We start from the raw sequence: 10,922 nt of genomic DNA, 5'->3' as shown, positions 1-10,922 counted from the left end.
AAACGGAAGGAAAGTATTAATATCGCGCATAAGAACGCCGGTTTGTTAGATGTGTTTGCTCGCACGAACATCATCAATCAAATCGGCGTTCTTGTTTCTGTCTTTCCCGGGATTCCGTGAAGAACCACAAAAAAGCCCCTCCCGGCGCAATGCCAGGAGGGGCTTCGATGACTCAGGGACCGCGCTTACGCGACGTTCATGGTCTTGTGGGTATCGATCAGGTGCTGCACCACACCCGGGTCAGCCAGGGTGGAGATATCCCCCAGGCCTTCGTACTCGGCGGTGGCAATCTTGCGCAGGATACGGCGCATGATTTTCCCGGAGCGCGTTTTCGGCAGGCCCGGCGCCCACTGGATGACATCCGGCGAGGCAATCGGACCGATCTCCTTGCGCACCCAGTTTTTCAGTTCCAGGCGCAGCGCCTCATTCGGCTCTTCACCGCCATTGAGGGTGACGTAGACGTAGATGCCCTGCCCCTTGATGTCATGCGGCACACCGACCACCGCCGCTTCGGCGACCTTAGGGTGAGCGACCATCGCACTTTCGATCTCGGCGGTCCCCATGCGGTGGCCAGAGACGTTGAGCACGTCGTCCACGCGACCGGTGATCCACCAGTAGCCATCTTCATCGCGACGAGCGCCGTCACCGGTGAAGTACATGCCGCGGAACGTCTTGAAGTAGGTATCGACGAAACGGTCGTGGTCGCCGTACAGCGTACGCGCCTGGCCCGGCCACGAATCAAGAATCACCAGGTTACCCTCGGCGGCCCCTTCGATGATATTGCCCAGGTTGTCCACCAGTGCCGGCACCACGCCAAAGAATGGCCGCGCCGCGGAACCAGGCTTGAGTGCGTGCGCCCCTGGCAGCGGGCTCATCAGGGTGGCGCCGGTTTCGGTCTGCCACCAGGTGTCGACGATCGGGCACCGGGACTGACCGACGTTCTTGTAGTACCAATCCCAGGCTTGCGGGTTGATCGGCTCTCCCACCGAGCCCAACAGGCGCAAGCTGCTGCCGTCGGCGCCTTCGCAAGCGGCCGTGCCCGAGGCCATCATCGCGCGAATGGCGGTCGGTGCGGTGTAGAGGATATTGACCTTGTGCTTGTCGACAATCTTCGCCACCCGGGTGATGTCCGGGTAGTTCGGCACACCTTCGAACAGCAAGGTGGTCGCGCCATTGGCCAGCGGGCCGTAGACGATATAGGTGTGACCGGTGACCCAGCCGACGTCGGCGGTGCACCAGTAGATTTCACCTGGACGGTAGTCGAACACGCGCTCATGGGTCAGCGCCGCGTAGAGCAGGTAGCCACCGGTGGTGTGCTGCACGCCCTTGGGCTTGCCGGTGGAGCCGGAGGTGTAGAGGATGAACAGGGCCTCTTCGGCGCCCATCTCTTTCGGCGCACACACGGTGCCCGCCACTTTCATCAGGTCTTCGAACCAGATGTCGCGATGCTGGTTCCACTTGATGTCGCCACCGGTGCGCTTGCACACGATGACTTTCTGAATGCTGCTGGTTTCCGGATTGGTCAGCGCATCGTCGACGTTGGCCTTGAGGGGGATTTTCTTGCCGGCACGCAAGCCTTCGTCCGCGGTAATGACCACCTTGGACCGGCAGTCGATGATGCGACCCGCCAGGGCTTCGGGCGAGAAACCACCGAACACCACCGAGTGAATCGCGCCGATCCGGGTACAGGCCAGCATGGCGACCACGGCTTCCGGGATCATCGGCATGTAGATGGTCACCACGTCGCCGCGATGCACATCCTGGCCGCGCAGGGCGTTGGCAAACTTGCAGACTTGCTCGTGCAGTTCACGGTAAGTGATGTGGCGACTCTCGGAAGGATCATCGCCTTCCCAGATAATCGCGACCTGATCGCCGCGCTCGGCGAGGTGACGGTCCAGACAGTTGTAGGAAACGTTCAGGGTGCCATCGGCGAACCACTTGATGTCGACATGGTGGTCGTCGAAAGAGGTCTGCTTCACCGTGGTGAAAGGTTTGATCCAGTCGAGGCGCTTGGCTTGTTCGCGCCAGAAGCCGTCCGGGTTGACGACCGACTGCTGGTACATGGCCTTGTAGGTCGCTTCATCAGTCAGCGTGTTGGCCGCAACCTCGGGACGAACGGGATACAGAGAAGCCGCACTCATCTTTCTTACCTCGGTGAAATAGTTGTTTTTGTAGACCTGGGTTGTAGCCCGAGGCGGGCTTATAGAACCATTCGACGATGGTAGTAACAACCCCCTTACAAAACACCGAGGCATGTGCAAACCCCTTGTAAACCGGGGCTGGGACGCCAGTTCCGTTTCACCGTCAGCACCCGGGGTAGCCGGCTTGCCGACGGACGCAACGACGCGCTGCACGGTTTTTACGCACACACATCACCCGCGCCGCTGACGAGAAACTTTTTCTGATTGTTACAGAATATGCCAACAGTCTTTATCAAAAGCGCACCTATATGTGCGTAACCCAGGCGCCTAAAATCCGCCCTGCCAACAAGGCAATGTGATTAACCACGTTACAGCCCCCACGAAGGCCGTTAATCCAACACCCTGCCATCAAGTTCCACACGCAGCCCCACAACGGCTGCGTGACCCCACTCGACCTTAGAAAGGTAAATCTGAAATGAAAGCTTTATTGGTTCTGGCCCTCGGCAGTCTGTGCGCAACCGCCATGGCAGACGAGGTCCCGACTGATGTCGCCCGCCATTCGGTCCCGGTAGAGGAATACACTTACTCCACGGACCTGGATATCGCCAAAGTTATCTCCATGAGTGAAGTTCCCAATGTCTGCGAAGTTGTACCGGCGCGCATGGAATATGAAGACTCGAGCGGACAACGGCATATCTTGCGCTATAGCGTAATGGGCAATGGTTGCTCTAACGGCTGATCCGCGAAGTGGGTTTCAAGTCTTTCGACGGACGGATCCTGGCCGCAATGCAATTCACTCAAGGATAGGGTTGCCTCATCCACACCCGTGGCGAGGGAGCTTGCTCCCGCTGGGCTGCCCAGCAGCCCCAAAAGCGGTCGCCGAGTTTTTTATGAAAGACCGCAGTAACTGTTTTTTTTTTTTGGGGGGGGGGGCGCTTCGCACCCCAGCGGGAGCAAGCTCCCTCGCCACGGGACTCTCACTCACCTCAAGTTTTTCCTGAATGAACAGCATCGCGGCCTTGGCCGGGCTTGCTTACTTGCCCAGGTAACCGGCACACAACCGTTACCCCGCGATGAAACTGACCCGAACCTTCAAGCCGGCCTGCGCCCCGTCATGCAGGCTGATTTGCGCCAGGTGCGCCCGGCAGATTTCACCGACAATCGCCAAGCCAAGCCCCGACCCGGCGACCTGTTGATTACGTCGGTAAAAGCGCTCGAATACCCGGCCACGGTCTTCCAGCGGAATCCCCGGCCCGTCGTCCTCGACCTCAAGAATGGCCGGGGCGCTGACGCGCAAGATCACGTTACCGCCCGACGGGGTATGGGCCAGCGCGTTATCCACCAGGTTGCTCAGCAACTCGTTCAACAATGTCGGCTCGCCGCGCAGCCATACCGGCTCGTCAGCCTCCAGCGCCAGCGCGACACCCCGTGCATGGGCCAGCGGCGCCATGGCCATGCCCAACTCGCGAGCCAGTTGACTCAGGTCGAGCAACTGCGCCCCACCTTCGGCAATCGCCCGCGCCCCGTTCTCGACCCGCGCCAGCGACAGCAACTGATTGGCCAGGTGAGTCAGGCGATCGGTACCTTGGGCGGCGTCCTCCAGCGTGCTGCGCCAGGTGTGCGGCTCGTTTGCTCGCAGCCCCAATTCAAGACGCGCCTTGAGAGCCGCCAAAGGTGTGCGCAGTTCGTGGGCCGCCTCGGCGATAAACTGCGCCTGACGCTCGAACTGCACACGCAGGCGTTCGGTGAAATGGTTCAAGGCACGCACCAATGGCCACAACTCGCGCTGCACTTGCACCAGCGGCAGCGGTCGCAGGTCATCGGGCTGGCGCTCCTCCACCGCCGTGCGCAAGCGCTCCAACGGGCGCAGCGCAGCACTGACGGCGAACCACACCAGCAACAACGCGCCGCCCGCCAGCATCCCCAGACGCAGCAACGTGTCGGCCATCAGGCTGCGCGCCATGCTGACCCGTGCCTCATCGGTTTCCGCCACGCGGATTTCCGCCATGCCGTTCATGTTCGGCTCGGTCACCGCCTTGAGCAGGCTCACCACGCGCACGTTCTGCCCCAGGTAGGTGGCGTTGTAGAAGCGTGCCAACGCCGGGTAGTCATCGGTTCGCGGCGTACCGGGCGGCGGTCCGGGCAGGTTCTCGTAACCGGAAATCAGCTGCTGGTGAATGTCGTTGACCTGATAGTAAATCCGCCCGGCACTGTCGTAGGCAAACGTGTCCAGCGCCACATAAGGCACATCGGCACTGAGGCTGCCATCACGCTGGGAAAGCCCGGCGGCAATGGTGCGCGCCGAGGCGAGCAAGGTTCGGTCATAGGCCGTGTCGGCCGCTTCGCGACCGTTCCAGTAGGCACTCAAGCCGCTGGCGATCATCAGCACCACCAGCAACAGCGCCAGGTTCCACAGCAACCCCCAGCGCAGGCTCCTGGGCTTATGCATCGCGGCTTTCCAACAGGTAACCCAGGCCCCTGAAGGTCACGATGGCCACCGAATGGCCGTCGAGTTTTTTACGCAATCGGTGGACATAGATTTCGATGGCATCGGGGCTGGCCTCTTCATCCAGGCCGAACACCTGAGCGGCCAGTTGTTCCTTGCTCATCACCCGGCCGGGACGGGCAATCAAGGCCTCGAGCACGGCCTGTTCGCGCGAGGTCAGGGTCAATAACTCACTGCCCAGGGTGAAACGCCGCGTGTCCAGGTCATACACCAGCACGCCGCAACGTTGCTGGCGTTCGCCCCCCAGGACGCTGCGGCGCAACAGCGCCTTGACCCGCGCTTCCAGCTCGGTCAGTTCGAACGGCTTGGCCAGGTAATCGTCGGCCCCCAGGTTGAGCCCGTGGACCCGATCCTTGACGTCGCTGCGAGCAGTCAGCATCAGCACCGGCAGGTTCTTGCCCCGGCTGCGCAACCGTGCCAGCACCTCGAAACCGTCCATGCGCGGCAGGCCGACATCGAGGATCGCCACCGCATAGTCCTCGCTGCTCAAGGCCAGGTCAGCAGCCACCCCGTCGTGCAGCACATCCACCGTCAACCCCGTGCTCTTGAGCGCCTGGGCGACACTTTCGGCCAACTGCAGATGGTCTTCGACGAGAAGAACACGCATGAATCCTTACCTCATTCCGGGGATGGTCGACACCACTCTTTGGCGCGGAGTTTACAGCCGCATCCGCCGCTGTGAAGCCCGAAAACCGTGAAAGTCTGCTGAAAGGTTAGCGAAAGGTTCGCCCGTTAGAGTCCAGCCACGGACAGTTTCGACTGCCGTATTTTTTGAGAGTAGTGAACGAAAAACGCCTCGATGCGTTTTCGCCCCAATAAGAACAATAAATGGAGTGTTTCACGATGCTGTCTACACAGCCTCAGGCTTCTACGCCTGCTCGCTTCTCCCGCCTTGGTACCACCGCCCTGGCCAGTGCCGCCGCCGTTGCCGGCTTTGCGCCTGTCAGCCAGGCTGCCTTCTTCGAAGACAGCAGTGCGACCCTGGAAACCCGCAACATGTACTTCAACCGCGACTTTCGCAGCGGAACCAGCGCCCAGCAATCCAAACGTGACGAGTGGGCCCAGGGCTTCATGCTCAATCTTGAGTCGGGCTACACCGATGGCGCCGTGGGGTTTGGTGTCGACGCGCTGGGCATGCTCGGAATCAAGCTCGATTCGAGCCCCGACCGCACCGGTACCGGTTTGCTGCCGGTCCACGATGACGGGCGTGCCGCTGACGAGTACTCGAAACTCGGCCTGACCGGCAAAATGAAAATCTCCGCCACCGAGCTGAAGATCGGCAGCCTGATTCCGGAACTGCCGATCCTCAAGGCCAACGACGGGCGCATCCTGCCGCAGACCTTCGAAGGCGGCATGCTCAGTTCCAGGGAGTTCAAGAGCCTGACCTTCACCGGCGGGCGCCTGGAGAAAGCCAAGGACCGCGACAGCACCGACTTCGAGGACATTGCCCTCAACAACAAGAACAGCCGCTTCGCCGGCACCGTACCGGGTACGCATTTCGACTTCGGTGGTGTTGACTACAAGTTCACCGACAAGATCACCGGCAGCTACCACTTCGCGCAACTGGGCGAAATCTACAACCAGCACTTCCTCGGCCTGGTCGCCTCGCAAGCGTTCGGCCCGGGCACGTTCGGCACCGACCTGCGGCTGGCCATCAGCGATGACTCGGGACAGGCACGCGGCGGTGAGATCGACAACAACTCCCTCAACGGCCTGGTGAGTTATGCCTTGAGCGGGCATAAAATCAGCGCCGGCTACCAGTACATGTCTGGCGACAGCGCGTTCCCCTACGTCGACGGTTCCGACCCCTACCTGGTCAACTTCGTACAGATCAACGACTTTGCCGGTGCCGAAGAACGCTCCTGGCAAGCCCGTTACGACTACGACTTCGCCAGCCTGGGGATTCCCGGTCTGGGCTTCATGAGCCGCTACATCAGCGGTGACAACATCAAGCTCAACAACGGTGACACCGGCAAGGAATGGGAGCGCAACACCGAGATCAAGTATGTGGTGCAAAGCGGCGCCCTGAAGGACGTTGCCGTGCGCCTGCGCAATGCCACCTATCGCTCGAACTACTCTGCCCGCGACGCTGATGAAGTACGGGTGCTGGTGAGCTATAGCGTTGCCCTTTGGTGATGGACTCAACCTGCAACCACTCCAACACAACAACAACTCCTGTGGAGACGATCGATGAACTTCTCACTGCGTAACGTTGCACTCGCCACCAGTTGCCTGCTGTTCGCCGGCCCCTTGCTCGCTGCCGAATCGAGTGAACCCAAGCGTCCCGAATGCATCGCCCCGGCCTCACCGGGCGGTGGTTTTGACCTGACGTGCAAACTGGCGCAAAGCGCGCTGATAAACGAGAAACTGCTGACCAAGCCGATGCGCGTGACCTACATGCCCGGCGGTGTCGGTGCAGTGGCCTACAACGCGGTGGTCGCCCAGCGGCCAGCCGATGCCGGCACCCTGGTGGCCTGGTCCAGCGGTTCGTTGCTGAACCTGGCTCAAGGCAAGTTCGGTCGTTTCGATGAAAGCGCCGTGCGCTGGTTGGCAGCGGTCGGTACCAGCTACGGGGCCATCGCGGTGAAAAGCGATTCGCCTTACAAAACCCTCGACGATCTGGTTCAGGCGCTGAAGAAAGATCCGAGCAAGGTGGTGATCGGTTCCGGCGGCACCGTCGGCAGCCAGGACTGGATGCAAACCGCCTTGATCGCCAAGGCCGCCGGGATCAACCCGCGTGACCTGCGCTACGTGGCACTCGAAGGCGGCGGCGAAATCGCCACCGCCCTGCTCGGTGGCCACATCCAGGTCGGCAGTACCGACATCTCCGACTCCATGCCACACATCCAGAGCGGTGACATGCGCCTGCTGGCCGTGTTCGCCAACGAGCGTCTGAACGAGCCGGAAATGAAGGACATCCCGACCGCCAAGGAGCAAGGCTACGACATCGTCTGGCCGGTGGTTCGCGGCTTCTACCTGGGGCCAAAAGTCAGCGATGCCGAATACGCCTGGTGGAAAGACGCCTTCGACAAACTGCTGGCCTCCGAAGACTTCGCCAAGCTGCGCGACCAGCGCGAACTGTTCCCGTTCGCCATGACCGGGCCTGAGTTGGACACCTACGTGAAGAAACAGGTCGCCGACTACAAGATGCTGGCCAAAGAGTTCGGCCTGATTCAGTAATCGCCTCTCTGTCTCGTGGCCATGCCCTTGTGTTATCCGGGGTGTGGCCCAGGAGTTTGTCATGCTCTTACAACGTATTTTTGCCTCGGCGCTGTTGGTGGTTTGCATCGGCCTGACCATGATGGCCTGGCCGTACCAGGCAGCGTTCTCCTATGAACCCGTCGGCCCGAGAGCCTTCCCATTGTTGTTGCTGGCCCTGATGGGCATCGCCCTGCTGTACATGGCGTTTCGCCCGACCCCCATTATCCACAGCGAAGACGAACCGCCGCTGGATCGCGAAACCCTGACCAAGATCGGTATCTGCATCGCCCTGCTGGTGGTGTTCGCCGGCACCTTCGAACCGTTGGGATTCATTGTGTCCAGCATCCTGATCGGCGTACCGATGGCCCGCCTCTATGGCGGCCGCTGGCTACCGAGCCTGGTGATCATCAGTTTGATGAGCCTTGGCCTGTACCTGCTGTTCGACCGCGTGATGGACGTACCACTGCCATTGGGCCTGCTCGACGTTCTGGAGAACTGATATGGATACCCTTAGCTACCTTGGCCAGGGCTTCGGTGTCGCACTGACGCCGTACAACCTGGTCACTGCATTGAGCGGCACCCTGATCGGTACCGTGGTCGGCCTGTTGCCAGGCCTGGGTCCGATCAACGGCGTGGCGCTGTTGATCCCGATCGCCTTTGCCCTCGGCCTGCCACCGGAATCGGCCCTGATCCTGTTGGCCGCGGTGTACCTGGGCTGTGAGTACGGAGGCCGGATCAGTTCGATCCTGCTGAACATTCCGGGTGAAGCCTCCACCGTCATGACCACCCTCGACGGCTACCCCATGGCCCGCAAAGGTCTGGCCGGGGTGGCGCTGTCTTTGTCGGCCTGGAGTTCATTCATCGGCGCCTTCATCGCCATCTGCGGCATGGTGCTGTTCGCCCCGCTGCTAGCGAAATGGGCGATTGCCTTCGGGCCCGCGGAATACTTCGTGCTGATGGTATTCGCGATTGTCTGCCTGGGCGGCATGGCTGGTGATCGACCGCTGAAAACCTTCATCTCCGCCCTGATCGGTTTGTTCCTGGCCTGTGTCGGCATCGATGCCAACAGCGGTGTCTATCGCTTCACCGGTGACAACATCCACCTCACCGACGGCATTCAGTTCGTGGTGCTGGTGCTGGGCCTGTTCTCCATCAGCGAAATCCTGCTACTGCTGGAAAAGACCCACCACGGCCAGGAAGCCGTGAAGGCCACCGGCCGGATGATGTTCAACGCCAAGGAAGCGGCCTCGGTGTTCGTGGTCAACCTTCGTTGCGGTGTGCTGGGTTTCATCATGGGCGTACTGCCGGGTGCCGGCGCAACGCTGGCCAGTGCCGTGGCCTACATGACCGAGAAACGCATTGCCGGTGCCGACGGCAAGTTCGGCCAGGGCGACAAGCGTGGTCTGGCCGCCCCGGAAACGGCCATCGGTGCCGCGGCCTGTGGTGCGCTGGTGCCGATGCTGACGCTCGGTGTACCGGGGTCGGGCACCACCGCCGTGATGATCGGTGCGCTGTCGCTGTACAACATCACCCCTGGCCCGCTGTTGTTCCAGCAGCAACCCGACATCGTCTGGGGCCTGATCGCCTCGTTGTTTATCGCCAACTTCATGCTGGTGATCCTCAACATCCCGATGATCCGTATCTTCACCCGTATCCTGGCCGTGCCGAACTGGGCGCTGGTACCGGTGATCGCGATCATCACCGCGATCGGCGTCTATGCCGTACACGCCACCACCTTCGACCTGTTCCTGATGATCGGCATCGGCATCTTCGGTTACATCCTGCGCAAGCTCGACTTCCCGTTGTCGCCGATCCTGCTGGGCTTCATCCTCGGCGGCTTGATGGAACAGAACCTGCGTCGTGCGCTGTCGATTTCCAACGGTGCGCTGGAGATCCTCTGGTCGAGCCCGATTACCTTCGGGTGCTGGATCCTGACCGCGATCATGTTGCTGGTGCCGCTGCTGCGCATCTGGCGCAAACGCTCGATGGCAAGGCGCGTCATCGCCGATGTCTGATCGGTCTTTCAACTCCTGGTGGGGAACCCCGCTGGTCGGTCTGCTGGGCGGTTACCTCGCCAGCCAGATCGGCTGGCCACTGCCCTGGATGGTCGGCTCGTTACTGGCGATCATCCTGGTTCGCTGCCTGACCCCCTGGCAATTGGCGGAGATCCCTGGCGGGCGAAAATGCGGCCAGTGGATCGTCGGCATCGGTATTGGCCTGCACTTCACCCCGGTGGTGATGGAGCAGGTCATGAGCCACTTTGGCCTGATCTTTTTTGGCGCCCTGGTCACCAGCCTGTCGGCGGTGGTCGGGGTCTGGTTACTACGGCGTACCGGTGAAGATCGCGCCACCGCGTTCTTTTCCAGCATGCCGGGCGGTTCCGGTGAAATGGTCAATCTCGGCGCACGCAACGGCGCCGTGCTCAGTCGCGTGGCGGCGGGGCAAAGTCTTCGCGTGCTGGTGGTGGTGCTCTGCGTACCGGCCGCCTTCAAGTACCTGCTGGGCGACGGGGTGCCGTTAACGCACCCGGCCACCGTCGACTGGCGCTGGCTGGCGGTATTGTTCCCGGCGGGTGCCCTGCTCGCCTGGATCTGGCAACGCTTGCGCCAACCCAACCCCTGGCTGTTCGGCCCGTTGCTGGTGAGTGCGGTGGTCAGCATCAGCGCGAACTTGCACATCGGCTTGCCCGATGGCGGCAGCCAGATCGGCCAATGGTTGATTGGCAGCGGCCTGGGCTGTCACTTCAATCGGCAGTTCTTTCGCCGCGCGCCGTCATTCATGGGCCGAACCCTGATCGGCACGGCACTGACCATGTTGATCGCGACACTGGCCGCGTTGGGCCTGAGCGCCCTGACGCAGCTGGACCTGCGCTCGCTGACCCTGGGCATGATGCCCGGCGGCATCGCGGAAATGAGCCTGACCGCCGAGACCTTGCAACTGTCGGTGCCATTGGTGACGGCGATGCAGGTGATGCGGTTGTTGTTCGTGCTGTTTCTAGCGGAGCCATTGTTCAGGCATTGGGACCGGCAGCCGAATTCGGCCTGACTTGATCGTCCCCACGCTCCCGCGTGGGA

General features: G+C 61.4%; 9 protein-coding genes. 6 read left to right on the top strand and 3 right to left on the bottom strand.

What is annotated here, in order from left to right; genetic code table 11:
- Positions 1-185: 185 nt before the first annotated feature.
- Entirely contained in the window at positions 186-2,141 is a 1,956-nt protein-coding gene (acs, locus tag CKW25_RS23050) for an acetate--CoA ligase (RefSeq protein WP_095082862.1), read from the bottom strand.
- Between the two features lie 475 nt (positions 2,142-2,616).
- On the opposite strand from acs, the gene CKW25_RS23045 reads away from it, so the two are divergent.
- On the top strand, positions 2,617-2,880 hold the full coding sequence (locus CKW25_RS23045; protein ID WP_095082860.1) for a DUF2790 domain-containing protein: 264 nt from the start codon (positions 2,617-2,619) through the stop codon (positions 2,878-2,880).
- A gap of 324 nt (positions 2,881-3,204) precedes the next feature.
- Here CKW25_RS23045 and CKW25_RS23040 read toward each other — a convergent pair whose 3' ends face one another.
- Together CKW25_RS23040 and CKW25_RS23035 are read right to left on the bottom strand one after the other, a co-directional pair.
- Positions 3,205-4,590, bottom strand: a complete 1,386-nt coding sequence (locus CKW25_RS23040) for a sensor histidine kinase (RefSeq protein ID WP_095082858.1) — start codon at positions 4,588-4,590, stop codon at positions 3,205-3,207.
- Positions 4,583-5,254, bottom strand: a complete 672-nt coding sequence (locus CKW25_RS23035) for a response regulator (RefSeq protein ID WP_095082856.1) — start codon at positions 5,252-5,254, stop codon at positions 4,583-4,585. The genes CKW25_RS23040 and CKW25_RS23035 overlap by 8 nt, the downstream gene beginning before the upstream one ends.
- A 236-nt stretch (positions 5,255-5,490) precedes the next feature.
- Between CKW25_RS23035 and CKW25_RS23030 the strand changes: the two genes are divergently transcribed.
- The 5 genes from CKW25_RS23030 to CKW25_RS23010 all read left to right on the top strand — a co-directional run bounded on the left by CKW25_RS23030 (position 5,491) and on the right by CKW25_RS23010 (position 10,893).
- On the top strand, positions 5,491-6,783 hold the full coding sequence (locus CKW25_RS23030) for an OprD family porin (protein WP_095082853.1): 1,293 nt from the start codon (positions 5,491-5,493) through the stop codon (positions 6,781-6,783).
- Between the two features lie 54 nt (positions 6,784-6,837).
- Positions 6,838-7,827, top strand: a complete 990-nt coding sequence (locus tag CKW25_RS23025) for a tripartite tricarboxylate transporter substrate binding protein (RefSeq protein ID WP_095082851.1) — start codon at positions 6,838-6,840, stop codon at positions 7,825-7,827.
- A 61-nt stretch (positions 7,828-7,888) separates the two neighbouring features.
- The gene (locus tag CKW25_RS23020; protein ID WP_095082849.1) at positions 7,889-8,347 is read left to right on the top strand and encodes a tripartite tricarboxylate transporter TctB family protein; all 459 of its coding nucleotides are present in this window, start codon (positions 7,889-7,891) and stop codon (positions 8,345-8,347) included.
- 1 nt (position 8,348) lies between these two features.
- Entirely contained in the window at positions 8,349-9,863 is a 1,515-nt protein-coding gene (locus CKW25_RS23015; protein ID WP_095082847.1) for a tripartite tricarboxylate transporter permease, read from the top strand.
- A complete protein-coding gene (locus tag CKW25_RS23010; protein ID WP_095082846.1) occupies positions 9,856-10,893 on the top strand; it encodes an AbrB family transcriptional regulator in 1,038 nt (345 codons plus the stop codon). The genes CKW25_RS23015 and CKW25_RS23010 overlap by 8 nt, the downstream gene beginning before the upstream one ends.
- Positions 10,894-10,922 lie beyond the last annotated feature (29 nt).

Source organism: Pseudomonas sp. Irchel s3h17 (genome assembly GCF_900187505.1).
Taxonomy (GTDB): domain Bacteria; phylum Pseudomonadota; class Gammaproteobacteria; order Pseudomonadales; family Pseudomonadaceae; genus Aquipseudomonas.
This window is presented reverse-complemented; position numbering and strand designations above follow the sequence as displayed.

What these genes read in the sequence shown, in the direction of transcription:
- acs (WP_095082862.1), bottom strand. Translation starts at nt 2,141, where the DNA reads ATGAGTGCGGCTTCTCTGTATCCCGTTCGTCCCGAGGTTGCGGCCAAC.
- CKW25_RS23045 (WP_095082860.1), top strand. Translation starts at nt 2,617, where the DNA reads ATGAAAGCTTTATTGGTTCTGGCCCTCGGCAGTCTGTGCGCAACCGCC.
- CKW25_RS23040 (WP_095082858.1), bottom strand. Translation starts at nt 4,590, where the DNA reads ATGCATAAGCCCAGGAGCCTGCGCTGGGGGTTGCTGTGGAACCTGGCG.
- CKW25_RS23035 (WP_095082856.1), bottom strand. Translation starts at nt 5,254, where the DNA reads ATGCGTGTTCTTCTCGTCGAAGACCATCTGCAGTTGGCCGAAAGTGTC.
- CKW25_RS23030 (WP_095082853.1), top strand. Translation starts at nt 5,491, where the DNA reads ATGCTGTCTACACAGCCTCAGGCTTCTACGCCTGCTCGCTTCTCCCGC.
- CKW25_RS23025 (WP_095082851.1), top strand. Translation starts at nt 6,838, where the DNA reads ATGAACTTCTCACTGCGTAACGTTGCACTCGCCACCAGTTGCCTGCTG.
- CKW25_RS23020 (WP_095082849.1), top strand. Translation starts at nt 7,889, where the DNA reads ATGCTCTTACAACGTATTTTTGCCTCGGCGCTGTTGGTGGTTTGCATC.
- CKW25_RS23015 (WP_095082847.1), top strand. Translation starts at nt 8,349, where the DNA reads ATGGATACCCTTAGCTACCTTGGCCAGGGCTTCGGTGTCGCACTGACG.
- CKW25_RS23010 (WP_095082846.1), top strand. Translation starts at nt 9,856, where the DNA reads ATGTCTGATCGGTCTTTCAACTCCTGGTGGGGAACCCCGCTGGTCGGT.